At 70.7% G+C, this 25,619-nt stretch carries 23 protein-coding genes and 1 pseudogene; 15 read left to right on the top strand and 9 right to left on the bottom strand.

All coding sequences use genetic code 11. The features are described 5' to 3' along the window. Nucleotides 1–4: 4 nt before the first annotated feature. The 3 genes from CRP50_RS07675 to CRP50_RS07665 all read left to right on the top strand — a co-directional run bounded on the left by CRP50_RS07675 (nt 5) and on the right by CRP50_RS07665 (nt 3,339). On the top strand, nt 5–1,447 hold the full coding sequence (locus CRP50_RS07675) for an FAD-binding oxidoreductase (RefSeq protein ID WP_097278430.1): 1,443 nt from the start codon (nt 5–7) through the stop codon (nt 1,445–1,447). A gap of 40 nt (nt 1,448–1,487) precedes the next feature. Next, nucleotides 1,488–1,853, top strand: a complete 366-nt coding sequence (locus tag CRP50_RS07670) for a hypothetical protein (protein ID WP_097278429.1) — start codon at nt 1,488–1,490, stop codon at nt 1,851–1,853. Nucleotides 1,854–2,025: 172 nt separating this feature from the next. Then, the gene (locus tag CRP50_RS07665) at nt 2,026–3,339 is read left to right on the top strand and encodes a DUF2254 domain-containing protein (protein ID WP_097278428.1); all 1,314 of its coding nucleotides are present in this window, start codon (nt 2,026–2,028) and stop codon (nt 3,337–3,339) included. 3 nt (nt 3,340–3,342) lie between these two features. On the opposite strand, the gene CRP50_RS07660 is transcribed toward CRP50_RS07665, so the two are convergent. Further along, nucleotides 3,343–4,416, bottom strand: coding sequence for a putative zinc-binding metallopeptidase (locus tag CRP50_RS07660; RefSeq protein ID WP_097278427.1), 1,074 nt, complete (start codon nt 4,414–4,416; stop codon nt 3,343–3,345). 414 nt (nt 4,417–4,830) lie between these two features. On the opposite strand from CRP50_RS07660, the gene CRP50_RS07655 reads away from it, so the two are divergent. The 3 genes from CRP50_RS07655 (at nt 4,831) to CRP50_RS07645 (ending at nt 7,067) form a co-directional block, all read left to right on the top strand. Next, nucleotides 4,831–5,166: a hypothetical protein gene (locus CRP50_RS07655; RefSeq protein ID WP_097278426.1), complete on the top strand. Its 336-nt coding sequence runs from the start codon at nt 4,831–4,833 to the stop codon at nt 5,164–5,166. Between the two features lie 183 nt (nt 5,167–5,349). Beyond that, nucleotides 5,350–5,769, top strand: coding sequence for a CopG family transcriptional regulator (locus tag CRP50_RS07650; protein ID WP_097278948.1), 420 nt, complete (start codon nt 5,350–5,352; stop codon nt 5,767–5,769). Between the two features lie 68 nt (nt 5,770–5,837). After that, the gene (locus CRP50_RS07645) at nt 5,838–7,067 is read left to right on the top strand and encodes an alpha/beta hydrolase family esterase (RefSeq protein WP_097278425.1); all 1,230 of its coding nucleotides are present in this window, start codon (nt 5,838–5,840) and stop codon (nt 7,065–7,067) included. Between the two features lie 155 nt (nt 7,068–7,222). Here CRP50_RS07645 and CRP50_RS07640 read toward each other — a convergent pair whose 3' ends face one another. The 8 genes from CRP50_RS07640 to CRP50_RS07605 all read right to left on the bottom strand — a co-directional run bounded on the left by CRP50_RS07640 (nt 7,223) and on the right by CRP50_RS07605 (nt 17,420). Continuing rightward, nucleotides 7,223–7,927 (bottom strand): response regulator transcription factor, encoded by a 705-nt coding sequence (locus CRP50_RS07640; RefSeq protein WP_097278424.1) that lies wholly within the window; start codon nt 7,925–7,927, stop codon nt 7,223–7,225. Further along, the gene (locus CRP50_RS07635) at nt 7,924–10,674 is read right to left on the bottom strand and encodes a sensor histidine kinase (RefSeq protein WP_097278423.1); all 2,751 of its coding nucleotides are present in this window, start codon (nt 10,672–10,674) and stop codon (nt 7,924–7,926) included. Before CRP50_RS07635 ends, CRP50_RS07640 begins: the two co-directional genes overlap by 4 nt. A 61-nt stretch (nt 10,675–10,735) precedes the next feature. Next, on the bottom strand, nt 10,736–11,326 hold the full coding sequence (kdpC, locus tag CRP50_RS07630; protein WP_097278422.1) for a potassium-transporting ATPase subunit KdpC: 591 nt from the start codon (nt 11,324–11,326) through the stop codon (nt 10,736–10,738). A gap of 19 nt (nt 11,327–11,345) precedes the next feature. Beyond that, entirely contained in the window at nt 11,346–13,460 is a 2,115-nt protein-coding gene (kdpB, locus tag CRP50_RS07625; protein WP_097278421.1) for a potassium-transporting ATPase subunit KdpB, read from the bottom strand. 25 nt (nt 13,461–13,485) lie between these two features. After that, on the bottom strand, nt 13,486–15,195 hold the full coding sequence (gene kdpA, locus CRP50_RS07620) for a potassium-transporting ATPase subunit KdpA (RefSeq protein ID WP_097278420.1): 1,710 nt from the start codon (nt 15,193–15,195) through the stop codon (nt 13,486–13,488). Nucleotides 15,196–15,208: 13 nt separating this feature from the next. Next, a complete protein-coding gene (gene kdpF / locus CRP50_RS07615; RefSeq protein WP_097278419.1) occupies nt 15,209–15,298 on the bottom strand; it encodes a K(+)-transporting ATPase subunit F in 90 nt (29 codons plus the stop codon). A gap of 419 nt (nt 15,299–15,717) precedes the next feature. Then, nucleotides 15,718–16,608 carry an isocitrate lyase/PEP mutase family protein gene (locus CRP50_RS07610; RefSeq protein ID WP_245913402.1) on the bottom strand — a complete coding sequence of 297 codons (891 nt, stop codon included), beginning with the start codon at nt 16,606–16,608 and terminating at the stop codon, nt 15,718–15,720. Between the two features lie 29 nt (nt 16,609–16,637). Further along, nucleotides 16,638–17,420: a GntR family transcriptional regulator gene (locus tag CRP50_RS07605; protein WP_176525075.1), complete on the bottom strand. Its 783-nt coding sequence runs from the start codon at nt 17,418–17,420 to the stop codon at nt 16,638–16,640. A gap of 203 nt (nt 17,421–17,623) precedes the next feature. Between CRP50_RS07605 and CRP50_RS07600 the strand changes: the two genes are divergently transcribed. The 9 genes and pseudogenes from CRP50_RS07600 to CRP50_RS25505 all read left to right on the top strand — a co-directional run bounded on the left by CRP50_RS07600 (nt 17,624) and on the right by CRP50_RS25505 (nt 25,533). Next, nucleotides 17,624–18,631 carry a tripartite tricarboxylate transporter substrate binding protein gene (locus CRP50_RS07600; protein WP_097278417.1) on the top strand — a complete coding sequence of 336 codons (1,008 nt, stop codon included), beginning with the start codon at nt 17,624–17,626 and terminating at the stop codon, nt 18,629–18,631. Between the two features lie 79 nt (nt 18,632–18,710). Continuing rightward, nucleotides 18,711–19,199, top strand: a complete 489-nt coding sequence (locus tag CRP50_RS07595; protein WP_097278416.1) for a tripartite tricarboxylate transporter TctB family protein — start codon at nt 18,711–18,713, stop codon at nt 19,197–19,199. 25 nt (nt 19,200–19,224) lie between these two features. Beyond that, a complete protein-coding gene (locus tag CRP50_RS07590; RefSeq protein WP_097278415.1) occupies nt 19,225–20,745 on the top strand; it encodes a tripartite tricarboxylate transporter permease in 1,521 nt (506 codons plus the stop codon). 16 nt (nt 20,746–20,761) lie between these two features. Next, nucleotides 20,762–22,144 carry a 3-isopropylmalate dehydratase large subunit gene (leuC, locus tag CRP50_RS07585; protein WP_097278414.1) on the top strand — a complete coding sequence of 461 codons (1,383 nt, stop codon included), beginning with the start codon at nt 20,762–20,764 and terminating at the stop codon, nt 22,142–22,144. Further along, entirely contained in the window at nt 22,141–22,764 is a 624-nt protein-coding gene (leuD, locus tag CRP50_RS07580; RefSeq protein WP_097278413.1) for a 3-isopropylmalate dehydratase small subunit, read from the top strand. Before leuC ends, leuD begins: the two co-directional genes overlap by 4 nt. 23 nt (nt 22,765–22,787) lie before the next feature. Further along, nucleotides 22,788–22,892: pseudogene (locus tag CRP50_RS24815) on the top strand (IS5/IS1182 family transposase); the annotation flags it as partial. Between the two features lie 479 nt (nt 22,893–23,371). Then, complete coding sequence (locus CRP50_RS07575) at nt 23,372–24,562, top strand: cation:proton antiporter (protein WP_217992013.1); 1,191 nt, start codon at nt 23,372–23,374, stop codon at nt 24,560–24,562. A 13-nt stretch (nt 24,563–24,575) separates the two neighbouring features. Beyond that, nucleotides 24,576–25,076, top strand: coding sequence for a DUF2254 family protein (locus CRP50_RS26475; protein WP_101613972.1), 501 nt, complete (start codon nt 24,576–24,578; stop codon nt 25,074–25,076). A gap of 58 nt (nt 25,077–25,134) precedes the next feature. Further along, nucleotides 25,135–25,533, top strand: coding sequence for a hypothetical protein (locus tag CRP50_RS25505; RefSeq protein ID WP_176525074.1), 399 nt, complete (start codon nt 25,135–25,137; stop codon nt 25,531–25,533). Nucleotides 25,534–25,619 lie beyond the last annotated feature (86 nt).

Raw genomic sequence — 25,619 nt, 5'->3', positions numbered from 1 at the left:
CACAATGGAACCCAACCGGATCGCGACCCTCGACGGCCCCACCCTCGCCCTGGACGATACCGGGCTGGCGGCGCTGGAAGCCTCCATGCGCGGCCCGTTGCTCACGCCGCGGAGCGCCGGCTACGACGAGGCCCGGCGCATCTGGAACGGCATGATCGACCGCCGCCCCGCCGTCATCGCCCGCTGTCTCGGCACTGCCGACGTCATGGCCTGCGTGCGCTTCGCCGCCGCGCACCGCCTGCTGACCGCCGTGCGCGGCGGCGGCCACAACATCGCCGGCTCGGCCATGTGCGACGGCGGCCTGGTGATCGACCTGTCGCTCATGCGTTCGGTCCAGGTCGATCCGGAGGCGCGCACCGCCCGCGTCGAGCCGGGCGCGCTGCTGTCCGACCTCGATCGCGAGGCCCAGGCCCACGGCCTCGCCGTGCCGCTCGGCATCAACTCGACCACCGGCGTCGCCGGGCTGACCCTCGGCGGCGGCTTCGGCTGGCTCAGCCGGTCGCTCGGCATGACCGTGGACTCCCTGACCGGGGCCGAAATGGTCACCGCCGACGGCCGCCGGCTGCGGGTCGACGCCGACCGTCACGCCGAGCTGTTGTGGGGCCTGCGCGGCGGCGGCGCCAACCTGGGCGTCGTCACCGCCTTCGACTTCGCGCTCCACCCGGTGGGGCCGCAGGTCTTCGCGGGGCTGATCGTCCATCCCCTGTCGCAGGCGGCCGATCTGTTGCGCCGGTACCGCCACCTGGCGGCGGCGGCGCCCGATGCGCTGACGGTGTGGGTGGTCATGCGCAGTGCGCCTCCCCTGCCCTTCCTGCCGCCGGAGGCGCACGGCACGCCGGTGCTGGTGTTCGCCCTGTGCCACAGCGGCACGGTGGAGCAGGCCGAACGGGATGTCGCGCCGCTGCTGGCGCTGGGCGCGCCGGTGGGCGTCCATGTCGGCGCCATGCCCTTCGCGGCGTGGCAGGCGGCTTTCGATCCCCTGCTGACGCCGGGCGCCCGCAACTACTGGAAGTCGCACAACTTCACCGCCCTCGACGACGGTCTGATCGACCTGCTGGTGGACAACGCCATGCGGCTGCCGTCGCCGCAGAGCGAGATCTTCATCGCCCAGCTGGGCGGTGCGGCGTCGCGTCCCGCACCCGACGCCACCGCCTATCCGCACCGGGATGCGGCCTACGTGATGAACGTCCACACGCGCTGGACGGACCCCGCCGACGACGCTGGCTGCATCGCCTGGGCCCGCGCCTTCTCGGACGCCACCGCACCCTTCGCCACGGGCGGCGTCTACGTCAACTTCATACCCGGCGACGAAGACCGGGTGGCCGGCGCCTACGGCGCCAACTACGACCGGCTGGCGGCCCTCAAGGCCACGTGGGACCCGACCAACCTGTTCCGCCAGAACCAGAACGTGCCGCCGGCGACGCGCCCGTCCCTGAAGACGGCCTGACCGCACCGCAGCCCAGTCCCGCAAGATGGAGCATCCCCCCATGACCGACGTGATCGAAACGCGGCGCTTCGAAGACCCCGACCAGCTCCTCGATATGAAGGAGCATGGCGGCATTTCCATCGTGACGATGGCGGACGGTAGCGCCGGCATGCGCGCCGTCTTCGAGCCGGGCTGGACCTGGGAGGCCGACGAGAAGCCGCTGCTCGGCTCGCCGGACGCCTGCCCGATGCACCACACCGGTTACTGCATCAGCGGCACGCTCGCGGTCCGCATGGCCGACACGGGCGCCGTGACGCGCCTCGGCCCCGGCGACTTCTTCGACATCCCGCCCGGCCACGACGGCCATGTGGAGGGCGACGAGCGGGTGGAGCTGATCCTGTTCGCACCGCCCGAACACCGCGACTGACCAGCCCGTGACGGTCACCCCTCGGCCGGTGGCGGACGCCCGTCCCCACCGGTCGGCGGTGACGGCCGACTGCCCGGCGCCGTCGAGCGTTCTTCCTGTGAAGACCCCTGCTCCGGCGCCCGGCGCCGGCGTCCGCCCCCCCCTTCGGAGTGCCTCCGGTCATGGACCAGACATGAAGTCGGCGTTCAAGCTGAACCAGATCATCCGCAAGATGTGGTTCCTGCCGACGATGTTCGCGGCGGGCGCCATCGCGACCGTCGCGACGGCGCACTATTCCGCCGCCCTCCTGCCGCAAGAGTTGCCGATCGACATCTCGGAATCGGCGATCGAGGACATCCTGACCATCATCGGGTCGAGCATGCTGGCCGTCGCGACCTTCGCCCTGGCGACCATGGTGAACGCGCTGTCCGGTGCCTCGCAGGGGACATCGCCGCGCGCCGTCCGCCTGATCGCCGAGGACAGGACGGCGCAGGCGTCCATCTCCGCCTTCGTCGGCGCGTTCCTGTTCTCGGTGGTCGGGATCATCGCCCTGTCGGGCGGCTTCTTCACGGCCTCGGGGCGCCTGATCCTGTTCGCCGCGACCATCGTCGTCGTCGCCCTCGTGGTCGGCGCCCTCATCCGCTGGATCAACAAGATCTCGTCCATCGGCCAGGTGGGCGAAACGATCGAACGGGTCGAAGCCGCCACCACCGCCGCATTCTGCGAGATCGCGAGAACGCCCCTGTTCGGCTGCTGCGAACGCGAGGCGGCGCAGCACGGCGCGGTGGCGGTTCATGCCGACCGCGTCGGCTTCGTCCAGCATCTGGAACCGGCGGAGCTTCAGAAGATCGCGGAGGAGGACGACCTGTGGATCCACGTCGTCGCCCGCCCCGGGATCTACGCCACCCGGGCGCAGCCGCTGGCCATGGTGGCCGGGCCGGTGACCGAAGGCGCGCGGCGGCGGATCCGGGACGCCTTCGTCGTCGGCCGCAACCGGACCTTCGACCACGACCCGCTCTATGGGCTGGTGGTCCTGAACGAGATCGCCTCCCGGGCGCTGTCGCCCGGTGTCAACGACCCGGGGACGGCGATCGGCGTCATCCACGCCCAGATCCGCATCCTGGACACGTGGATGACCGAGAAACCGGGCCAGAGGCCTGCGGCGGCGTTCAGCCGCGTCTCCATGCGCCGGATCACGCCGCAGGACGTCATGACGGTCGCCTTCCGCCCGATCGTCCGCGACGGCGCCGGCAACGTCGAAGTCTGCCTGGAGGTATGCGAGGCCCTGCAGGCCATCCGCGCGGCGGCGCCGCATGTGTTCGGCCGGGCCGTCGCCGAGACCGCGGTCGATCTGCTGGCGCGGGCGCGGTCCGACATGTCGCATCCGCCCGACCTTCGCGCCGTGGAACAGGCGGCCGCAGCGCTCGTGCATGCCGACGGCACCGCGGGTCATGCACCGGCGCGCCACCCCGCCCTGGACTTCGAAGACCGGCGCGGCGCCGAATAGTCGTCAGCCGACGGTTCCTTCGCGGTGGATCAGCCCGTGAACGAACCGTAGCTTGCCGAGGACGGTCGGCGACAGGACGAAGGGGTAGAGGTCGGGCTGGCCCATGCTCTGGTTGAGGCCGTTGACCGCGTAGGTGATCGGCAGCCAGGCGGCGATCAGCGCGTCGAACTCCTCCTGTTCGTGCGGATCGAAGTCCATGTCCGTGTCGATCGTGCGCCGGCGCCCGACGACGGGATGGACCGAGATCCCGAAGGAGGCGGCCGTCTCCAGGGTATCGACGATGTGAAGGTAATGGGCCCAGGTCTCCGCGAAGTCCTCCCACGGGTGGGAGCCGGCGTAGCTGCTGACGTGGGTGTCCTGCCATCCCGCCTGCGGCCCCTGCGCGTAATGCGCCGCCAGGGCCTGCTGGTAGTCCTGGCGCTCGTCGCCGAACATCTCGCGGAAGGCGTCGTGCCACACGCCGCCGCGCACCAGGCGGTCCCAGTAGTAGTGCCCAATTTCGTGGCGGAAATGGCCGAGCAGCGTGCGGTAGGGTTCCACCATGTCGCGGCGATGCCGCTCCCGTTCGACGGCATCGGCCTCGCCGACGTCGATGGTGACGAGGCCGGAGGCATGGCCGGTCATCACCGTCGGACCAGCCTGCGGCCACTCGGGACTGCGCAGGAAGTCGAAGGCGAGCCCGTGCTCCGGGTCCTCGAACCGGCTCACCAGCGGCAGGCCGAGGCGCAGCAGGCTGTAGACCAGGCGGTGCTTGGCCGCCTCGACCCGCTGCCAGAGCAGCAGGTTGTCGGCGACGTCGAGATCCGGGATGGTGCGGTTGAGGCGACACGCCCGGCAGAAGGCATCGCCGCTGTCGGCCGGCACCAGCCAGTTGCAGGCGCCGTGGCGCGCGTTGGCGCAGAACCGCACCGCGGATTGCGGTGCCGCCACCGTCGTCCAGCGGTCACCGCCCTGCGGCTTCAGGGCAGTCAGAAGGGTGCGGTCCGGCAGGTAACCCAGCGTCAGGCCGCAGCCCTCGCAGTGGGTGTTCTGGAAGTAGAGCAGCTGGCCGCAGCTCTGGCACTCGAAAAGCTTCATCGGTGCGGTTCCATCAAGTGTCAGGCCCCGCGTCTGGCCTCGTCGCGTTTCGCTTGCGCCACCGCGTCCTGCAGGGACGAATAGCGGTATTCGCCGTAAGAGTATATGGCGACGTACGTTTTCGTGATCCCGTATCTCTCCATTTCGGCCTCGTTTTCCTGTGTGGTGCCGGAACTTCTGCGATTCTGTTCGGCGGCCATCCGTCCACATCCCTTTTTGCGGTTTCGCACGCCTCTGCGGCCTGCGATTATCAGTTATCATGACCGCTCGAAGGCCTCCGCACGAGAGATCTTCCGGCGGGGATGCGGCGCGGGCCGCACCGCCGAAGGCCGACGCTCCTCCCTGCACCCGACGGGGTCGACACCGCACGCGGCCCGAGCGGCAAATGCGGCCCCCTCCTACCTGGAGACTGTCATGGATGACGATCCCGTCGAACTGGACGGCCGGCGAACAGCCGCGGGGCAGATGGGGGTCGACCATCGCCGCCACGCCCTGAAGAGAATCCAGGCCGATCAGGACGCACTGCGGCGGCGGCAGGAGGACCTGGAGGCCCAGTTGCTGACGGAACCGTCCGCCACCTGGGCCGAGGTCGCGGTGAAGGCAGAATATCTGATCCGCCTCTACGGCGCGACGCTGGACGGTGCGGACCCCCGCCGGAAGGAACTTGTCGACCGCGCCTTGGCAGACCTCGCGCGGCTCCTCGAGCAGGAGGGACCGGCAGATCCGCCGCCCGCGGGCAACCCGGGGTGACGATCTCGCCTCTCCCCTGATCGCTCAGAACATCACCACCGGAAGGCGCGTCGCGTTCCCGGCCCTGCCGGCCGATGGACCGCGGGAGGGACAAGTCGCCTCCCGACGTCCGGCCGGCTCTTGCGGAAGCCGTCACCCGCCCCATCTCACCATCCAGACAGATGGTTCATGGATGGCGAGAAGATGGCGAAGAACGGCAGGACGACCCCGCCGAAGGTGGCGGAAAGCGAGAAGATCACGATCAATCTGGGGTTCGTGGACCTGGGGCACGTCGATCTTCTGGTGCAGGAAGGCTTCTACTCCAACCGCACCGACTTCATCCGCACCGCCATCCGCAACCAGATCGACCGGCATGGCGACGTGGTCCGGCAGGCCGTCGCCCGCAAGAGCGTCGACCTCGGCCTGCGGCACTACACCCGTCTCGACCTGGAGGCGGCGCGCGACGCCGGGCAAATGCTGGACATCCGGGTTCTCGGCCTGTGCAGCATCGCAGCCGACGTCACGCCGGAGCTCGCCCGCGCCGCCATCGCCACCGTCTCCGTACTTGGTGCACTGCACGCGAGTCCCGCCGTGAAGGCGGCGATCGCCGACCGCACCGCGTAGCCTCCTCCGGCGCCGCCCCCCAGAAGGCGCCGTTCGCCCCCGACACAAGCCCTGGAAGGCTCCCCCCGATGACCAATCCCCTGCCCACGGGCATGGCCGAAGCCGCGCGCCTGACCCGCGCCGGCAAGCTGGCCGACGCGACCTCGCTCATCCGCCGGATGCTCACTGGCGAGCCGGCGTCATCGCCGCCGACGGCACAGTCGCCACCCGTCATCGACGCCGAGTACGTCACGGTGGACGCGCCGACACCGAAGCCGCAGCCGCAGCCGGCACCCTCGAACGCCGGACGCCCCGGCCGCACTCCCGGCACCGGTCTCGGCGAGACGCTGCGCCGCCTGGCGACGCAAGTGCGCGCTCACGGCGGCGGCGGCCTGAGCGGCCTCGGCGAGGCGGCGCATGGGGTGACGGAGCCGCTGCCCGAGGGCGCGTCGTTCGAGACCTTCACCTACGCCAACGCCGCCGGAACACGGAGCTACAAGCTCTACGTCCCCGCCAACCGGCCGGCGACGCCCCTGCCCCTGGTCGTCATGCTGCACGGCTGTACCCAGTCGCCCGAAGATTTCGCCGCCGGCACCCGGATGAACGCCCTGGCGGAGGAGCACGGCTGCCTCGTCGCCTATCCGGAACAACCGTCCTCGGCCAACCCCAACCGATGCTGGAACTGGTTCAACCCGCAGGACCAGCAGCGCGAGCAGGGTGAGCCGTCCATCCTCGCCGGCCTGACGCGCCAGATCCTGCGCGACCATCCGGCCGACCCGAGCCGGGTCTACGTCGCCGGCCTGTCGGCGGGCGGTGCGACGGCGGCGGTGCTGGCGGCGGCCTATCCCGACCTGTTCGCCGCCGCAGGTGTCCATTCGGGCCTGCCGGTCGGAGCCGCCCGCGACATTCCCTCCGCCTTCGCCGCCATGCGCCAGGGTGGTGGCTCGGACGCGCAGACGATCCTCGCCATCCCGACCATCGTCTTCCACGGCGACACGGATTCGACGGTCAATGCGTCCAACGGCGATGCCGTCGCGGCGCAATCCACGGCCTCCACCGCCGGCGCGCGGGCGACGAAGCACCGGGGCGAGACGAGCGGCGGCCACGCCTACAGCCGCGTCGTTCACACCGCCCCGTCGGGAGCCACGGTGTGCGAGCATTGGACCATCCACGGCGCCGGCCACGCCTGGGCCGGAGGCAGCCCGTCAGGCACCTACACCGACCCGCGCGGCCCCGACGCCAGCCGCGAAATGCTCCGCTTCTTCCTCGACCACGGCCGGGCGCCACAGCCCGACGGCCGGCGCGATCCCCAGGCCTGACAAGCCCGCCGCAAGACCTTCGTAGCCCCGGCCTCCACGGTCCGACGTGCCGGCGTTTCGATCGCCCCGGTGCAGGGGGTGACCGCCGTCCTGGGCCACGTCCTCAAACTGGGTGTCGATGACACATGCGCCCTGCCTGGCGGCCGGGAGAGCGATCAGCCCTGGACGATCAGCCGATATCCGACCCCTGGCTCCGTCCACACGAAGCGGGGGGCGTTGGGGTCGTCGCCCAGTTTCTGGCGCAGGTGGCCGATGTGGACGCGGAGGTACTGGGTCTCCTTCACATAGGCCTGGCCCCACACCTCGCGCAGGAGCAGGTCGTGGGTCAGCACTTTGCCGGCGTTGCGGGCGAGCAGGCGCAGGAGGTCGAACTCCTTGCGGGTCAGCTTGACCTCCACCCCGTCGGCCCACACGCGGCGGCCGGGGAAGTCGATGCGCAGCGGGCCGCTCTCGAAGGCGGTGGCGTCGGCCGGGCCCGCCGCCGCCGGGCGCGTCCGCAGCAGCACGCGCACCCGGGCGATCAGTTCGGCGACGCCGAAGGGCTTGGTGACGTAGTCGTTGGCGCCGCTTTCCAGCGCTTCCACCTTGTCCATCTCGCCGGCCCGCACCGACAGGACCAGGATCGGCACCTCGCTCCATTCGCGCACGGCGCGGATCACGCTCTGGCCGTCCATGTCGGGCAGGCCGAGGTCGAGCACCACGAGGTCGGGCTGTTCCGTCGCCGCCTTGCGGACGGCGTCCTCGCCGCGCGGCGCCTCCACGACCTCGTAGCCGTGGGCGGTCAGGCTGATGCGCAGGAACTTGCGGATCTGCGCCTCGTCGTCCACCACGAGGATCTTCGCCGTCTCCGCCCGCGTCATCGTCCGCTCTCTCCTGGGTCCTGCGCCGCCACAGCCTCGGGCTCGCCGTCGCTCGCGTCAAGGACCGGCGGCGCGCCGAGCGGCAGGCGCAGGACGATGGCGGCGCCGCGCTGGCCGCGGCCTTCCTCCGCCGTGATGGTGCCGCCGTGCGCCTCGATCAGCCCGCGGCAGATGGACAGGCCGAGCCCGGTGCCGGCGGTGCGGCTGTCGCGCGCCTTGACGCGGTAGAACATGTCGAACACCAGGTCCCGCTCGTCGGGCGGGATGCCGGGGCCGTCGTCTTCCACCCGCAGCTCCAGCACGCCGTCGCGCGGGGCGGCCTCGACGACGATGAGCCCGTTGGCCGGCGAATACTTGGCGGCGTTGTCGAGCACGTTGACCAGCACCTGCTCGATCAGCACCGGATCGACCCACAGGAGCGGCGTCTCGGCGGCGACGTCGACGGTGACGCGGAAGGGCTCCAGCACGTCGCGCAGGCGCTGCACCGCCCGGCCGACCACGTCGTGCAGGTCGGTCCAGTCGCGCCGGGGCTGCATGGCGCCGTAGCCGAGGCGCGTCATGTCGAGCAGGTTCTGCACGAAGCGGTTGAGGCGGTTGGCCTCCTCCAGCACGGTGCCGACCAGGTCCTTGCGGTCCGCGGGCGAGACCAGGTCGCCGACCTCCGACAGCGTCGTCGCCGAACCGATGATGGAGACGAGCGGCGTGCGCAGGTCGTGGGAAATGGACGACAGCAGGGCGGACCGCAGGGTCTCCGTCTCCGACAGCAGGCGCGCGTCCTCGATGTCGGCGGCGAGCTGGGCGCGTTCGATGGCGACGGCCGACTGGTCGGCGACGGCGCCCAGTAGCCGCTGCTGTTCCGGCGACAGGGCCTTGCCCGGCTTGTCGAAGGCGACGCCGAGCAGCCCGATGACGCCGCGCCCGGTGCGCAGGGGCATGAACAGGTAGCCGGCGGCCGGCAGGGTGTCGGTGCCCCAGCCGGCCGGCCGCTCGTTCTTCCACGCCCATTCGGCCGCCGCCCAGTCGGTGTCGGACATACGGTCTTCCGGCGGGTAGCCGGCGGCGATGGCGAGGTCGGGGTGCTTCGGCTCGCGCGGCATGAGCACCAGGGACCGCGCCGTCAGCGTCGACGACACGTGATGCACCGCCGCCCACAGCACGTCGTCCAGGCCGGCGGCGGCCGCCACCTTGCGGCTGAACTCGTAGAGGTTGGCGTTCCGCCGGGCGGTCTGGCGGATGGAGTCGAGCTGCGCCCGCACGCGCCCGGCCAGGTTTCCCGTGATGACGGCGACCAGCACGAAGAACAGCAGGGTCAGGATGTCGGCCTGGTGATAGACGCTGAAGGTCAGGTAGGGCGCGGTGAAGAAGTAGTTGTAGACGGCGAGGCTGAGGCCGACGGCATAGAGCGCCGGCCACAGGCCGAAGCGCACGGCCATGAGCAGGACCGCCGTGAGGAACACGAGCGACAGGTTCGGCAGCGGCAGCACCAGCTCCACCAGCCGGGCGACGCCGCCGGCGACCGCCACCGCCGCCGTCGCCCAGGCGAAGCCGCGCAAGGTGCGGCGGCGGTCGCTCTCCTCCTGGGTCCGCAGGGCGCGGACGGGCGCCGCCTTGGCATCGGTGCCGACGACGGTGACCTCGAAGTCGCGGCCGAGACGCAGTAGCCCGTGCGGCACCGAGCGCACGAACCACCGCTGCCAGGCCGCCCGCCGCTCCCGCCCGACCAGGATGCGGGTGACGTTGCGGCTGCGGGCATAGGCGATCAGGTCGCGGGCGACCAGCGGCCCGCCCTGCAGGGTGACCACCTCCGCCCCCAGGCGCTGGGCGAGGCGCAGGGTGTCGTCGAGGCGGGTGCGGGCATCCTCGTCCAGGCGGTCGTCGGCCTGTGTCTCCACGTGCACGGCGATCCACGGGATGCGGGCGCGCTCGGCCATGCGGCGGGCGGTGCGGACGAGGGCGGGGCCGCCCGCGCCGTCGTCGAGGCAGACCATGAGCCGGTCGCGCGTCGGCCAGGGCCCCGGCACCGCGTGCGCCCGCATGTAGGCGAGCATCTCGGTGTCGACCCGCTCGGCGGCGGTGCGCATGGCGAGTTCGCGCAGGGCGGTCAGGTTGCCGCGCGAGAAGAAGTGGTGCACCGCCCGCCGCGCCTGCTCGGGCACGTAGACCTTGCCCTCCGACAGGCGCTGGATGAGGGCGTCGGGCGGCAGGTCGACCAGCTCGATCTCGTCGGCCATCTCCAGCACCTTGTCGGGCAGCGTCTCGCGCACGCGCACCTTGGCGATGCGCTCGACGATGTCGTTCAGGCTCTCCAGGTGCTGGATGTTGAGGGTGGTGTAGACGTCGATGCCGGCGTCGAGGATCTCCTCCACGTCCTGCCAGCGCTTGATGTGGCGCGAGCCCTGCACGTTGGTGTGCGCCAGCTCGTCGACCAGGGCGAGCGTCGGGCGGCGCTGCAGCAGGGCGTCGAGGTCCATCTCGGTGAACACCCGGCCGCGGTAGCCGATGCGCTTGCGCGGCAGGATGACGAGGCCGCGCAGCAGGGCCTCCGTCTCCTGGCGGCCGTGGGTTTCCACCACGGCCGCCAGCACGTCGGTCCCTTCCTTGCGCCGCTCGTGGGCGGCCTGGAGCATGGCGTAGGTCTTGCCGACCCCGGGCGCGGCACCGAGGAAGATCTTCAGGCGCCCGCGGTTTTCCTTGCGGACTTCCGTCAGCAGGGCCTCGGGTTCCGGGCGGGCGGTGTCGTCGGTCATGGCCTCTCGTCCACAGGGCGCGCAGACGATCCCACAGGCTCTCGACCATGGTCCAGCGTCCTCATCGCGGCGGCGCCCCTCCCGCCAGGGCGTCGAGCGCCATGTTCAGCGCCAGCACGTTGACCCGCGGCTCGCCGAGGAGGCCGAGGGTGCGGCCTTCGACGTGCTTCGCCACCAGGGCGTGGACGGCGGTTTCCGGCAGGCCGCGGGCGGCGGCGACGCGGCTCACCTGATAGCGGGCCGCTTCGGGCGAGACGTGCGGGTCGAGGCCGGAGCCCGAGCCGGTCACGAGGTCCACCGGCACCGCCGCGGCGCCGGAGCCGGCGGCGGCGCGGGCGGCCTCCGTCCGCTCGGTCACGGCGGCGACGAGGGTGCGGCTGGTGGCGCCCAGGTTGGAGGCGCCGGAGGAAGCGGCGTCATAGCCGTCGCCGGCATAAGACGGCCGTCCATGGAAGTACTCGGGCCGGGTGAAGCTCTGTCCGAGCAGCGCCGACCCCAGCACCGTCCCGTCGTCGCGTTCGATCAGGCTGCCGGTCGCCTGCTCGGGGAACAGGGTCTGGCCGAGGCCGGTCATGGCCAAAGGGTAGCCGATGCCGAGGACGGCGGTGAAACCGAGGTAGAGGGCGCCGTAGCGCAGGGTCTTGACGAGCATGGTGGTGTCTCCGTGGTCCTCAGACGAGGCCGAGGCCGGACAGGGCGAGGTCGATGGCCTTGATGCCGACAAAGGGCACGATCAGGCCGCCGAGGCCGTAGACCAGCAGGTTGCGGCGGAGCAGCGACGCAGCCGAGGCGGGGCGATAGGCGACGCCCTTCAGGGCCAGCGGGATCAGCGCGACGATGATGAGCGCGTTGAAGATCACCGCCGACAGGATGGCGCTCTCCGGGCTCGCCAGCCCCATGACATTGAGTGCCTGGAGCTGCGGGTAGGCCGCCACGAACAGGGCCGGGATGATGGCGAAATACTTCGCCACGTCGTTGGCGATGGAGAAGGTGGTCAGCGCGCCGCGGCTGATGAGCAGCTGCTTGCCCACCATCACCACCTCGATCAACTTGGCCGGGTCGCTGTCGAGGTCGACCAGATTGCCCGCCTCGCGCGCCGCCGGCGTGCCGTCGTTCATGGCGATGCCGATGTCGGCCTGGGCGAGCGCGGGGGCGTCGTTGGAGCCGTCGCCGCACATGGCGACCAGGCGGCCGTCCTGCTGCTCCTTGCGGATCAGCTCCAGCTTCTTCTCGGGCGTCGCCTCGGCGAGGAAGTCGTCGACGCCGGCCTCGGCGGCGATGGCGGCGGCGGTCAGCGGGTTGTCGCCGGTGACCATGACGGTGCGGATGCCCATGGCGCGCAACTGGGCGAAGCGCTCGCGGATGCCCGGCTTGACGATGTCCTTCAGGTAGACCACGCCGAGCAGGCGGCCGTTCTCCGCCACCACCAGGGGCGTGCCGCCGGCCTTGGCGACGCGCTCCACCTCGCGCCGGCACTGTTCGGCGAGGCGCGACTGCCGGGTGCCGTCGCTGACGATGACCGCGTGGCCGGGCAGGGCGGCGGCCACCGGCTCGGGCTGCGCCACGACGTGCTGCAGGATGGCGTCGACGGCGCCCTTGCGGATGACGGTGCCGTCCGTCAGGTCGCAGCCGCTCATGCGGGTCTGGGCGGTGAAGGGCACGAACGTCGCCACCCGCGCCCGTTCGGGGCTCATGTGGTACTTGCGCTTGGCGAGGTCGACGATGGACTTGCCTTCCGGCGTCTCGTCGGCGAGCGAGGCCAGCATGGCGGCGGCGGCCAGCTCGCGCTCGCCGACGCCGGCCAGCGGGATCAGCTCGTCGGCCATGCGGTTGCCGTAGGTGATGGTGCCGGTCTTGTCGAGCAGCAGCACGTCGACGTCGCCGGCCGCCTCGACGGCGCGGCCCGACTTGGCGATGACGTTGGACTTCACCAGGCGGTCCATGCCGGCGATGCCGATGGCCGACAACAGCCCGCCGATGGTGGTCGGGATCAGCGTCACCAGCAGCGCCAGCAGGAAGGCGACGGGGATGGTGGCGCCGGCGTATTGCGCGAAGGGCTCCAGCGTCGCCACCACCATGACGAAGATCAGGCTCATGCCGACCAGCAGGATGGTGAGCGCCACCTCGTTGGGGGTCTTCTGGCGCTGGGCGCCTTCGACCAGACCGATCATGCGGTCGAGGAAGCTCTCGCCCGGCTTCTGGGTGACCTTCACCTTGATGACGTCGGACACCACGCGGGTGCCGCCGGTGACGGCCGAGCGGTCGCCGCCGCTCTCGCGGATGACGGGCGCGGACTCGCCGGTGATGGCGCTTTCGTCCACCGAGGCGATGCCGGCCACCACCTCGCCGTCGGCCGGGATGACGTCGCCGGTTTCGCACAGGACGATGTCGCCCGGCTTGAGGCTGGCGCCGGAGACCTCGTCCCAGCCTTCGGCCGCGAGGGTCGCCAGCTTCTTGGCTGGCGTGTCGGTACGGGTGGCGCGCAGACTGTCGGCACGCGCCTTGCCGCGGCCCTCGGCCAGGGCCTCGGCGAAATTGGCGAACAGCACGGTGAACCACAGCCAGGCGGCGATCTGCGCCACCGTGGCGGGGTCGCCGTAGGCCGCCCCGGTGAAGGGGGCGGCGACGGCGAGGCCGGTCGCCACCACGGCGACGACGGCGGTCACGCAGATGACCGGGTTGCGGACCAGCGCCCGGGGGTCGAGCTTGACCACCGACTGGCGCAGCGCCGGACCGACCAGGGCCGGGTCCAGAAGGCGCGTATCCTTGGGGCGATGCTTGGACATCGTAGTCTCTCTTGCTCGGGCGGCGTCAGTAGGCGAGGCCGCCGGTCATGGCGAAGTGCTCGGCGAGCGGACCCAGGGCGAGCGCCGGGAAGAACGTCAGGCCGCCGACGATGACGATCACGCCGATCAGCAGGCCGACGAACAGCGGACCGTGGGTCGGGAAGGTGCCGGCCGTCTCGGCGTGGACCTTCTTGCCGACCAGCGAGCCGGCGACGGCCAGCATGGGCACGATGATCGCGAAGCGGCCGAGCAGCATGGCGATGCCGAGCATGGTGTTCTGGTAGAGCGTCCCTGCCCCGAAGCCGGCGAAGGCCGAGCCGTTGTTGCCGGTGGCCGAGCTGTAGGCGTAGAGGATCTCCGACAGCCCGTGCGGGCCGGCATCCTGCACGCTCGCAACGCCCGCCGGCAGCACCGCCGACAGTGCGCCGAGCACCAGGACGCCGAGGGGGATCGACAGCAGGGCCAGCACGCCCAGCTTGACCTCCTTGGCCTCGATCTTCTTGCCGAGGTATTCCGGCGTGCGGCCGACCATGAGCCCGGCGAGGAACACCGCCAGCACGACGTAGAGCAGCATGCCGTAGAAGCCGGCGCCGACACCGCCGAACACGATCTCGCCCAACTGCATGAGGAACATGGGCACCATGCCGCCGACCGGCGTGAAGCTGTCGTGCATGGCGTTGACCGACCCGTTGGACGCGGCCGTGGTGGTCACCGCCCAGAGCGCCGAATTGACGACGCCGAAGCGGACCTCCTTGCCTTCCATGTTGCCGGCACTCTGGTCCACCGGCAGGGCGGCGATCAGGTCGTTGCCGGCGCGCTCCGCCCCGTAGGTCACGCCGAGGGCGACGAGGAACATCACGCCCATGGCGGCGAAGATGGCGCGGCCCTGGCGGTTGTCCTTCGCCATGCGGCCGTAGAGGAAGCAGAAGGCCGCAGGGATGATCAGGATGGACACCACCTGCACCAGGTTCGACAGCGGCGTCGGGTTCTCGTAGGGATAGGCGGAGTTGACGCCGAAGAAGCCGCCGCCGTTGGTGCCGAGCTGCTTGATGGCGATCTGGCTGGCCGCCGGCCCCTGGGCGATGAGCTGCTGCCCGCCTTCCAGCGTCGTCGCCGGAACGTAGGCCATGAGGTTCTGCGGCACGCCCTGCCAGATCAGGATCAGCGTGACCACGATCGCCAGCGGCAGCAGCACGTAGAGGACGCTGCGCGTCAGGTCGACGGTGAAGTTGCCGACGCCGCGCCCCGACCGGCGCACGAAGCCGCGGATGACAGCGACGGCGACGGCCATGCCGGTGCCGGCGGAGACGAAGTTCTGCGTCGTCAGACCGGCCATCTGGCTGAAGTAGCTGAGCGCCGCCTCGCCGGAATAGGCCTGCCAGTTGGTGTTGGTCATGAAGCTGACCGCCGTGTTGAACGCGAGGTCGGCGTTCATGGGCGCGAGGCCCTGCGGGTTGAACGGCAGCAGGTGCTGCAGGCGCAGGATGGCGAACAGCACCAGGAAGCCGGTCAGGTTGAAGGCCAGCACCGCGAAGGCGTAGGCCGTCCAGTGCTGGTCGGCGTCGGGCCGCGTGCCGGTCAGGCGGCACACCGCCGTTTCGACGGGGGCGAACAGCGGCGAAAGCAGCGTCCGCTCACCCTGGTAGACACGTGCCATGTAGCGCCCGAGCGGCGGCGCCAGGGCGGCGATCAGGACGACGAAGAGGGCGAGCTGGACGAGGTCGGTCATGGGCATGGGACCGGCTCCGTCAGAACTTCTCGGGCCGCAGCAGCGCGAAGCCGAGATAGGCCACCAGCGCCAGCGCGACCGTCAGGCCGAGGATGTGGGTGAAGTCCATGGGGCGCGGCTCCGGTCACAGGCGGTCGAGCGCCGGCACGGCGGCCGCGCACAGACCGAAGACCCCGAGCGCGAGCGCCAGGTACAGAATGTCGAGCATGGAAACCTCCTTCGTTGCTCGTGTCGAAGGAGGATGCTGCGGAAGGCCGTAAAGGCGCGATCTGGCGCAGGCGGCGGCGGCGTAAAGTTTCCGCGAATTCTTTATGTGGACGTTATGTGGTGCGGCCAGGGGGACCCTGTGTCAGCCGGTCCTCATCGGGTGCCGGACGCTCGGCGGCAGCGACAATGGATCGCCGCGCCGGTGACGGCGGCCGGGGTCGCGACGACGCCGCTGGCGGCGGCGCGCATGAACGGCCATCCCGGGCGTGCTGATGGCACCGCGGCCGGCGCAGCCCTTGGAACCGGCCGCCCTGGCTGCCGTCACTGCATGTAGCGCTCCGACGTCCCGAGCATTTCGCCGAGGCCGATCGCGTCGTTCAGCTCGTCGAAATCGGCCATGCGGTCGCGGAAGGGGGCGTTGCTGCCGTGCTGCTTCAGGCTGGCGAAGTAGGCGCGCGCCTGGCGCAGCATGGCGCGGGCGAGGCCGCCGGGGAAGATGACGATGCGGAAGCCGAGGGCGGCGAGGTCGTCGGCGGCGGACACCGGCGTGTGGCCGCCTTCCACCATGTTGGCGATGAGCGGCACCCGATCGCCGAAGGTGCGGCCGATGGTTTCCTGCTGGGTGCGGTCGCGCGGCGCCTCGACGAACAGGATGTCGGCGCCGGCCTCCACGTAGCGCGCGGCGCGCTCCATGGCGGCGTCGAAACCGTCCACCGCAATGGCGTCGGTGCGGGCGCAGATCAGGGTGTCGGCGGAGTGGCGGGCGTCGGCGGCGGCCTTGATCTTGCCGACCATCTCGGCCGTGGAGATCAGGCTCTTGCCGGTCAGGTGGCCGCAGCGCTTGGGAAAGGTCTGGTCCTCCAGCTGGATCGCCGAGGCGCCGGCGCGCTCGAAGGTGCGCATGGTGCGCTGGACGTTGAGCGCGTTGCCGAAGCCGGTGTCGGCGTCGACGATCAGCGGCGTTTCCACCCGGTCGCGGATGAGCGCCACCGTATCGGCCACCTCCGACACCGACACGAGGCCGAGGTCGGGGCGCCCGAGGCGGGTGTAGGCGATGCTGGCGCCCGACAGGTACAGGCATTCGAAGCCCGCCTCGGCGGCGAGGGCGGCGGTGAAGGCGTCGTAGACGCCGGGCGCGACCAGGGCGGAGCGGCGGCCGTCGAGAAGCGGCATGAGGCTCGGCATGGGCGGGTGGTCCTCCTTGTTCGTCATGACGCGCCGCACCTTGGGCGGCGCCGGCGTCAGGTCGACCAGACGTCCTTGCCGTCGCGGGTGCGGCGTTCGAAGGACATCTGGTGCTCGTAGGTGTCGGGCCTGTAGAGGCCGGTGATGTACTCCACCCGCCGGCCGGTCTTGTCCCAGACCACGCGGCGGATGCACAGCAGCGCCTCGCCGGGGTCGGTCTCCAGCAGGCGGGCGACGTCGGGGGCGGCGAGCTTGGCGGTGATCGCCTGCTCGGCGCGGTCGATGCGGGCGCCGGCGCGCTCCAGCAGGCGCAGCAGCGGTTGCGAGGTCAGGTCGTGGCGGTCGAAGGTGCGGCCCAGATCCTCCGGCACCCAGGTGGTGAGGTGGGAGAACGGCCGGCCCTGGTGGCTGCGCACGCGCACCACCTTCTGCACCAGCGTGCCGGGCGCGAGGTCGAGGGCGGCGGCGACGTCGGGCGGGGCGGCAACGTAGACCAGGCTCTCGACCCGCACCTCGGTCTTCAGGCCCATGGCGATGAGGTTCTCGATGGAGCCCGAGATGCTCGCCTGCACCGGGCTGTCGCGGAAGCCGGGCCGCGGGAAGGTGCCGCGGCCGCGGTGACGCTCCACCAGCCCCTCGCGCTCCAGCCGCTCCATGGCCTTGCGGATGGTGATGCGCGACACGTCGAACTGGTCGCACAGCTGCATCTCGTTGGGCAGGGCGGTGGTGTCGTCGTACAGGCCTTCCAGGATCTGCTGGCGCAGCACCAGGTAGACCTGATGGTGCTTCGGAAACGGGTTCCGGTCGTCGCCGGAGGAGTGGCCGGTGTGGTCGCGCACGTCTCGCCCCCATGAGTGCATTCGTCATACCTTTAGAACAAATTCGGCGACCGCCGTCCACCGGCACACACCGCCAGAGGCTTCATCCGGACGGGATCGGCAGCGCCCCTCGCGCCGGATTTGTCATATTGACATGACAAAATGACTATGCGTGAATGGTGCCAATGAAGCAAGACAAAGTCTCATTCTCCGGGAGGAACGACATGACCGCGAAGTACGGGTTCCTGAACCGCCTGCGCGGCGCCGCCGTGGCCGCCGCCGCCACCGTCGCCGCCCTGGGCGCCGCCGCCCCCGCGGGCGCCACCGAGTGGCCGACCGATCCCATCTCCATCGTGGTGCCCTTCAATGCCGGCGGCAGCGCCGACCGCATGGCGCGCGGCCTCGCCGAGCACCTGAGCCCGCGCCTCGGTGTGCCGGTGACGGTGGAGAACCGCCCGGGCGGCGCCGGCGCGCTGGGCGCCACCTACTTCCAGCAGCAGGCGGCCGACGGCCAGACCCTGCTGGTGATGCAGGCGACGCCCTACCTCGCCAGCGCCATCCTGGTGGGCGGCGCGCCGGTGAAATGGGAGGATTTCCACCTCCTGAACGCCCAGTGGAACGACTACGGCATCGTCGCCGTCAACACCGACAGCCCCTACCAGTCCTTCGAGGACCTGGTGGCGGCCATGAAGGAGCCGGGCAAGGTCAGCTCCGGCATCATCGTCGGCAACGGCGGGCACATCCAGACGCTGGTGGTGATGGACGAACTCGGCATCCCCACCGACAACGTCCGCTTCGTCACCTACAACGGCGGCGCGCCCCTGCGGGCGGCGCTGGCCGGCAATCAGGTCGACTTCGAGATCCTCGCCGCCGAGGCCGCCAACGCCATCCGCGACCGCATCCGCGTGCTGGCCGTGGTCGCCAAGGAGGACAAGGGCGACTGGAAGGCGCCGCCGCTCAACGAGGTGATGACCAAGCTCGGCGCCGACCCCGTTCCGCTCATGGGCGGCAACGTCACCGGCCTGCTCGCCCACACGGCCCTGAAGACCGAACACCCCGAGCGTTACAAGAAGCTCCTCGACGCCTACCGCGCCACCGTGGAAAGCGCCGAATACCAGAAGTGGGCCGCCGAAGCCTCCATGGGCGCCGACTGGGTCGGCCCGGAGGAGAGCCAGGCCATGGTCGACGAAGCCTACCAGACGCAGACCGGCTACGCCGAGATGCTGAAGTAAGCCGCCGCCGTTTCCCCCGCACCCGCCGGCCGCCGCCCCTGTCCGGGCAGGCGGCCGGCCGAGCGTCCCGGAGGTCGCCATGGACCGCACCGCCACCCCGACCCGCCGCCCGGCCTGGCCGGTCGGCGCCGTCGTCTTCACCCTCGCCGTCGCCGGCGCCTTCGCGTGGTATGCCGTTGACGTGTCGCTGAAGGCGCGCGGCCCGACCGACTGGATGATGATCGTCCCGGCCGCGGCCATCGGCATCATCGCCCTGCTGGTTTGCATCGTCGAGGACGTGCGCGCCCATCGTGCCGTCCCCGCCCCCGACGACGAGGTGCCGGCGGCCGGCGACGAGACCCACCCGCTGCGCTCCATCGCCTTCATGGCGCTGCTGGCGGCCTATGTCGCCGCCATCCCGTGGACCGGCTTCGACGTCGGCACCTTCCTGTTCCTGGCCGCTGCGCTGGTGGTCCAGGGCGAGCGGTCGTGGTGGCGCTGCCTGCTGTTCGCCGCCCTGGTGACCGTGCCGGTCGTCTACGTCTTCGTGCATCTGCTGCAGGTGCGCCTCGCCACCCTGATCCTGTGACGCGGGCACCGGAGGGTCCTTCCCCATGATCGATTTCGCCGCCACCCTGTCGGCCGTGCAGTTGCTCAACGATCCCATGGCCTGGCTGGTGGTGCCGCCGGGCCTGCTGATCGGCCTGATCTTCGGCGCCATTCCGGGGCTGTCCATCTCCATCGCCATGGCGGTCTTCCTGCCGGTGACGCTGTACATGGACTTCCTGCCGGCCATCCTGTTCCTGACCGCCATCTTCACCGGCGGCGGCTTCGGCGGCGCCATCCCGGCCATCCTGATGGGCATTCCCGGCACGTCGTCGGCGGTGTCGACCGCCTTCGACGGCTATCCCATGTCCGTGCAGGGCCGCCATTCCGAGGCGCTCGGCCTCGGGCTCATGGCCTCGGTAGTCGGCACGCTGATCGGCTACGTCGCCCTGTTCCTGGCCGTCGACACGGTGGCCGACCTGGTGCTGAGCCTCGGCCCGACGGAAATGCTGGTGGTCGCGCTGTGGGGGCTGACGCTCATCGCCGTGCTCAACACCGCGAGTGTCGCCAAGGGCGTGGCGGCGGGCATCCTCGGCCTGCTGGTCAGCACCATCGGCTACAGCGACGCCGGCCAGATGCGCGGCACCTTCGGCAGCATGTACCTGCTTGACGGCGTGCCCGAGATCGCCGTGCTGATCGGCCTGTTCGCGGCGTCGGAGCTGTTCAACCTGGTCGGCCGCGATTACATCGTGCGCGACGAGGCCCTGCGCGTGGTGCGCCTGCGCGCCATCCTGGGCGGCATGGCGGCGACGGTGCGCCGGCCCGTCGGCCTGCTGCGCGGCGCCCTGCTCGGCACCGCCATCGGCACCGTGCCGGGCGTGGGCGCGAGCGTCGCCAACCTCGCCTCCTATGCCGTCGCCAAGCGCCGCGCCGCCGATCCCGACAGCTTCGGCAAGGGCAATCCGGACGGCGTCGTCGCCTCGGAATCGGCCAACAGCAGTTCCGAGGGCGGGTCCATGGTCACCCTGCTCGCCCTCGGCCTACCGGGCGGCGCCGGCACCGCCGTGCTGCTCGGCGCCTTCGCCATGCACAACGTCACCGGGGGCCCGCGCTTCATCACCGAGAACAAGGACATCGTCTACGCCCTGATCTTCGGCAACATGATCCAGGCGGTCGGGCTGCTGTTCGTGGGCGCCGCCTTCGTGTTCGCCGCCGGCGCCATCGTCAAGGTGCCGCTGCGCCTGCTGTCGCCGGTGGTGATGGTGCTGTCGGTGGTCGGCGCCTACGCCATCACCGGCAACATGGTGGGGCCGGTCACCGTGGTCGCGTCCGGCATCGTCGGCTGGTTCATGCGGCGCTACGGCTTCCCCGTCGCCGCCACCGTGGTCGGCCTGCTGGTCGGCGGCATGGCCGAGGGCGAGTTGGTGCGCAGCTACCAGATCAGCGGCGGCGACATCTCCTTCGTCACCGGGCGGCCGATCACGCTGGTGCTCATCGCGCTGCTGGTCGCCTCCACCCTGCCCCGCCTGATCGAGACGCTGCGCCGCCGCCGCAAGAGCGCCGCCTCATCCTCTCCCGCCGACGCCTGACGACGGAGCCGCATCCATGCCGCGCACCATGCTCGACAAGATCTGGGACGACCACGTGGTCGCCTCCGACGGCGACCAGGACCTGCTGCTGGTCGACCGCCACTTCGTCCACGAGGGCTCGTTCCACGCGTTCGGCAAGCTGAAGGCGCGCGGTGGCCGGGTGCGGCGGCCGCAGGCGACCTTCGCCATCGCCGACCACTACGTCCCCTCCGACCACGCCGCCGGCGCCCGCGACCCCGAGGTCGCCACCATGATCACCCTGCTCGACCGCAACGCCGCCGAGAACGGCCTCGCGCTGTTCGGCATGGGCGATCCGCGCCAGGGCATCGTGCACGTCGCCGCACCCGAGCAGGGCCTGACCCTGCCCGGCACCATCATCGTCTGCGGCGACTCCCATACCGCCACCCACGGCGCCTTCGGGGCCTTCGCCTTCGGCATCGGCGCGTCCGAGGTGGCGCACGTGCTGGCGACCCAGACCCTGTGGCAGCGCCGGCCGAAGACCATGCGCGTCACCGTCGAGGGCCGCCTGCCCGCCGGCGTCACCGCCAAGGACCTGGCGCTGCACGTCATCGGCACCATCGGCACCGGCGGCGCCACCGGCCACGCCGTGGAATACGCCGGCAAGGCGGTCGCGGCGCTGTCCATGGAAGGCCGCATGACGCTCTGCAACATGACCATCGAGGCCGGCGCCCGGTCCGGCATGGTGGCGCCGGACGAAACCACCTTCGCGTGGCTGCAGGGCCGCCCCTATGCCCCCGCCGGCGCCGAGTGGGAGGCCGCCGTGGCGTGGTGGCGCTCCCTGCCGTCCGACCCCGACGCCGCCTTCGACCGCGAGGTGACGCTCGACGCCTCCACCCTCGCGCCCATGGTCACCTGGGGCACCAGCCCCGAGCAGGTGGCGCCGGTGGACGGGCGCGTGCCCTACGACGCCGACGGCCGCTTCGCCGACGCACTTGGGTACATGGGGCTGACGGCGGGCGCCGCCGTGGCGGGGACGCCGGTCGACGTCGCCTTCATCGGCTCGTGCACCAACTCCCGCCTCGACGACCTGCGCCAGGCGGCCGCCGTGCTGCGCGGCCGGCGGGTGAGCGTGCGCACCCTGATCGTTCCCGGCTCCACCGCCGTGAAGGCCGCGGCCGAGGCGGAAGGGCTCGCCGAGGTGTTCCGGGCCGCCGGGGCCGAATGGCGCGACAGCGGCTGTTCCATGTGCGTCGCCATGAACGGCGACATGGTGGGGCCGGGTCAGCGCTGCGCCTCCACCAGCAACCGCAACTTCCCCGGCCGCCAGGGCAAGGGCGCCCGCACCCACCTCATGAGCCCGGCCATGGCCGCCGCCGCTGCCGTCACCGGGCGCATCACCGACGTCCGCACCTTTCTGCCGCAGGAGGCGTCCGCATGACCCCCTTCGTCCGCGAGACCGGCCGCGCCGTCGTGCTGCCCGTCGACAACGTCGACACCGACCAGATCATCCCCGCCCGCTTCCTGCGCAAACCGCGCGGCGGCGACGCCGGCTACGGCGATTACCTGCTGCACGACCTGCGCCGCGACGCCGACGGCGCCCCGAAGCCCGACTTCCCGCTCAATGCGCCGGGCCCGGCGCCGCTGGTGCTGGTGGCCGGCGACAACTTCGGCTGCGGCTCGTCGCGCGAGGGGGCGGTCTACGCCCTGGTGGACGCCGGCATCCGCGTGGTCGTGTCGACCCGCATCGCCGACATCTTCCGCAACAATGCCGTTCGCAACGGCCTCGTGCCGGTGGAACTGTCCGCAGCCGACCACGCCGCCCTGACCGACGTGCTCGCGCGGGAGCCCGATGCCGCGGTCACCGTCGACCTGGAACAGGGCGTCCTGACGGCCGGCGCCCTGCGCCTTCCGGTCGCCCTGGATGCCGGCAGCCGCCGACGCCTGCTGTGCGGCCTCGACGACATCGGCGAAACGGAAGCCCGGCTGGCGGAGATCGACCAGGCGGAGCGGCGCTACACCGTGCGGCGCCCGTGGACGGCGGTGTCCGGCGGCCGATGAGGACGGGAGGCTGAAGCGGCGTCGATCGAGCCTTATACCGTCAGCGCAACCTGGTGGAACGGTTTTTCAACAAACTCAAGCCGTTCCGCAAGATCACCACCCGCCAAGAGCAGATCGCCGGAAACTATGATGCGAAGACCGCGAAGGGCTTCGGACAGTCCGTGGGCGGCCGGGCCCAGACAGATCAGGAGGTTCCGGCAGCTGACCAGGTGGAGGCGGGAGAACGGCCGGCATTTCCGGTCGCGACAGGCGATCGACGGGGTTCATGGCCGCTGCAGCGGCGCTCCGCCGACGGTGGGGGCGGTCCCCTCCAGGGAGGACACCGCCGGCCCGGTTTCGAACGAAGCCTTTGGCTGAAGCGACGCCGATGCGACGGCCGAACCACCACCGCGTCTTCGTTCTGATTAACGCAGGGTGACGAGAAGCCGAGCCACAAGACCCGTGGCCCACGGCCTCATACGGGTACAAGATGCCAAGGCCGCCTGAGCAAAAAACAGGTCCGAGACAATACGTTGAGGAGCGAGCCGCTTTGGCGCCAGAGACATTCATCTCCTACGACTTCGCCCCGTACCATGTCCTGCTGGCCGCCATAGGGACTGCAATTTTCGTGGCCTACTGGGTGCCGCGACTGTTGATCAACAGGTCCCCGCCCAACGCCGCTCTCCTCATGATCATGGGCTGCCTGGCCTATGCGGTCATCCCCGGCATGCCGGCGGCCGCCGACCCGACGGCGGCACCGCACCTCTGGGAACTGACCAGCGAGCTGGTGGTGATCATCGTGCTGTTCGCCACCGGTTTGCGCATCGACAACATCAGAAGCTACCGCCTCTGGCGACCGACGGTGCGCCTTCTTCTGGTGGCCATGCCTCTCACCATCGCGGCGGTCGCCACCGTGGCGTGGGGCCTCGCCGGCATGACGGTGGCCGGCGCGCTGCTTCTCGGTGCCGTTCTCGCCCCCACCGACCCGGTGCTCGCCGGCGACGTGCAGGTGGGCCCTCCGCTGGAAGGCAACGAGCACCCCGTGCGCTTCACCCTGACGGCGGAGGCCGGCCTGAACGACGGGCTCGCCTTCCCCTTCGTGCACCTGGGCATTCTCGTCGCGGCGCTCGGCGGGGATCCGTCGGGATGGCTCTCGGACTGGGTCCTGCGCGACCTCCTCTATCGCATCTCCGTCGGCGTGGCGCTGGGCGCCGGCGTGGGATGGCTGCTCGGCAGGAGCCTGTTCTCGCCCTGGGGTGCCCGCGCCATCGAGAAAAGCGGCCCCGGCGTGATCGCCTTGGCGGCGGTACTTTTCTGCTACGGCCTCGTCGAGATGGCCGAGGGCTACGGCTTCATCGGGGTGTTCATGGCCGGTCTGGTGTGCCGCCGGGTTCAGGAGCGACACCAGTTCCATCGCCAACTGCACCTGTTCAGCGAAGCGATCGAGCATGCCCTGACGGCAATCCTGCTGGTGCTCGTCGGCAGCACCCTGCCGGCGCTCTGGCCGGCGCTGGACTGGCGTCACTCGGTGATCGGCTTCAGCCTGCTGCTGCTGATCCGCCCGGTGGCCGGCTGGCTGTCGATGGTCGGCACCGACCTCACCTCGCGCGATCGCTGGATCGTCGGCTTCTTCGGAGTGCGGGGCATCGGCTCCATCTACTACATCGCCTATGCTGCCGGACACATGGAGTTCATCAACGAAAACCAGCTGTGGGCCCTCGTCGCATACGCGGTCTTCGCATCCGCGGTCATCCACGGCATGACCAGTTTCCTGCTCGATCGCCTGGTCTCGCGGCGCTCCGACCGCTCCGTTCGGTAGTCACGGCATCGGGATGGACAGGGACTATCCCGCCCCGACGATTGCCATTGCCCGCTTGATCGTCCTGACCGAGATCGCGTCGCGGGCGCTGTCGCCCAGGGTCGATGATCCGGGCACCGCGATCAACGTCATCCACGCCGAATGTGTGCACCCTGGACACCTGGATGACCCGCAAGCCGGCGCAGGAGCCGGCGCTTCCAACGTCGAGGTCTGCCTCACGGTGCGCGGGGCATTGAAGGCCATCCTGGCGACCACGCCGCACGTGGCCCGCAGCGCCGTCGCCGCCACCGCAGCCGACCTCCTGACCCGGGTCCGGTCGCCCGCTGGATCTGCGCGTCGTCGAGCGGGCGGCCATGGCGGTTACCGAAGACGGCCCCTCGGCATGCAGAGAAACGCAAGACGTAGTACTACAATAAAATGCCGCAAAAAATATCCCAATTATCCCTCCAGTTCATTTTCGCGTTTTGCTACGATACTTTCTGTACCGACCCAAAACGAGGGTCGGAAACGGTAGTTTTGTGCGTATTCTTCTCGCATACCATGGCGCGAGAGGCTCCTTGGGAGGCACAGCCATGCTGACTCGCACGACACGTACGACCGTCACATTCGCGCATCCCTTCGTCCTCGGCGATGCGGAAGAGAGGCTGCCGGCGGGGACCTACGACGTGGAGACGGAGGAGGAGTTGCTGGAAGGGCTGTCTTTCCATGCCTACCGGCGCGTCCTCACCATCGTCCACCTGCCGGCCGATGCCGCACAGCCCGGCATCCGGCGCAGCCTGACCGTCCGACCGGAAGACCTCGACATCGCCCTGGCGCTGGACGCCGCGGCATCGCCGGCGCCGCGACCGGCCGCTCCCGCCGAGCCGGAAGAGAGCGCCGGCGCGGAAGGCGGCGCGATCGACCGGGCGGAGAACGAGGGTATGTCCATCGTCGGCGCCGTGCCGGACGACCGCCCCACCCCGGCCCCCTGATCCGCCGGCGGCGGGTGTCGCTCTCCGTGAGCCACATGCCCGCCGCCTTGCGCGCGGATACCTACCCCTGGGCCAGCGAGCCTCCG

The sequence above is a fragment of the Caenispirillum bisanense genome, assembly GCF_900230255.1.
Lineage (GTDB): Bacteria > Pseudomonadota > Alphaproteobacteria > Rhodospirillales > Rhodospirillaceae > Caenispirillum > Caenispirillum bisanense_A.
Note: the sequence above shows the minus strand (reverse complement) of the source record. Positions and strands in the feature narration are given on the sequence as shown.

Excerpts from the sequence above, each read along its gene's own strand:
- CRP50_RS07675 (WP_097278430.1), top strand. The coding sequence starts at position 5 with ATGGAACCCAACCGGATCGCGACCCTCGACGGCCCCACCCTCGCCCTG.
- CRP50_RS07670 (WP_097278429.1), top strand. The coding sequence starts at position 1,488 with ATGACCGACGTGATCGAAACGCGGCGCTTCGAAGACCCCGACCAGCTC.
- CRP50_RS07665 (WP_097278428.1), top strand. The coding sequence starts at position 2,026 with ATGAAGTCGGCGTTCAAGCTGAACCAGATCATCCGCAAGATGTGGTTC.
- CRP50_RS07660 (WP_097278427.1), bottom strand. The coding sequence starts at position 4,416 with ATGAAGCTTTTCGAGTGCCAGAGCTGCGGCCAGCTGCTCTACTTCCAG.
- CRP50_RS07655 (WP_097278426.1), top strand. The coding sequence starts at position 4,831 with ATGGATGACGATCCCGTCGAACTGGACGGCCGGCGAACAGCCGCGGGG.
- CRP50_RS07650 (WP_097278948.1), top strand. The coding sequence starts at position 5,350 with ATGGCGAAGAACGGCAGGACGACCCCGCCGAAGGTGGCGGAAAGCGAG.
- CRP50_RS07645 (WP_097278425.1), top strand. The coding sequence starts at position 5,838 with ATGACCAATCCCCTGCCCACGGGCATGGCCGAAGCCGCGCGCCTGACC.
- CRP50_RS07640 (WP_097278424.1), bottom strand. The coding sequence starts at position 7,927 with ATGACGCGGGCGGAGACGGCGAAGATCCTCGTGGTGGACGACGAGGCG.
- CRP50_RS07635 (WP_097278423.1), bottom strand. The coding sequence starts at position 10,674 with ATGACCGACGACACCGCCCGCCCGGAACCCGAGGCCCTGCTGACGGAA.
- kdpC (WP_097278422.1), bottom strand. The coding sequence starts at position 11,326 with ATGCTCGTCAAGACCCTGCGCTACGGCGCCCTCTACCTCGGTTTCACC.
- kdpB (WP_097278421.1), bottom strand. The coding sequence starts at position 13,460 with ATGTCCAAGCATCGCCCCAAGGATACGCGCCTTCTGGACCCGGCCCTG.
- kdpA (WP_097278420.1), bottom strand. The coding sequence starts at position 15,195 with ATGCCCATGACCGACCTCGTCCAGCTCGCCCTCTTCGTCGTCCTGATC.
- kdpF (WP_097278419.1), bottom strand. The coding sequence starts at position 15,298 with ATGGACTTCACCCACATCCTCGGCCTGACGGTCGCGCTGGCGCTGGTG.
- CRP50_RS07610 (WP_245913402.1), bottom strand. The coding sequence starts at position 16,608 with ATGACGAACAAGGAGGACCACCCGCCCATGCCGAGCCTCATGCCGCTT.
- CRP50_RS07600 (WP_097278417.1), top strand. The coding sequence starts at position 17,624 with ATGACCGCGAAGTACGGGTTCCTGAACCGCCTGCGCGGCGCCGCCGTG.
- CRP50_RS07595 (WP_097278416.1), top strand. The coding sequence starts at position 18,711 with ATGGACCGCACCGCCACCCCGACCCGCCGCCCGGCCTGGCCGGTCGGC.
- CRP50_RS07590 (WP_097278415.1), top strand. The coding sequence starts at position 19,225 with ATGATCGATTTCGCCGCCACCCTGTCGGCCGTGCAGTTGCTCAACGAT.
- leuC (WP_097278414.1), top strand. The coding sequence starts at position 20,762 with ATGCCGCGCACCATGCTCGACAAGATCTGGGACGACCACGTGGTCGCC.
- leuD (WP_097278413.1), top strand. The coding sequence starts at position 22,141 with ATGACCCCCTTCGTCCGCGAGACCGGCCGCGCCGTCGTGCTGCCCGTC.
- CRP50_RS26475 (WP_101613972.1), top strand. The coding sequence starts at position 24,576 with ATGGACAGGGACTATCCCGCCCCGACGATTGCCATTGCCCGCTTGATC.
- CRP50_RS25505 (WP_176525074.1), top strand. The coding sequence starts at position 25,135 with ATGCTGACTCGCACGACACGTACGACCGTCACATTCGCGCATCCCTTC.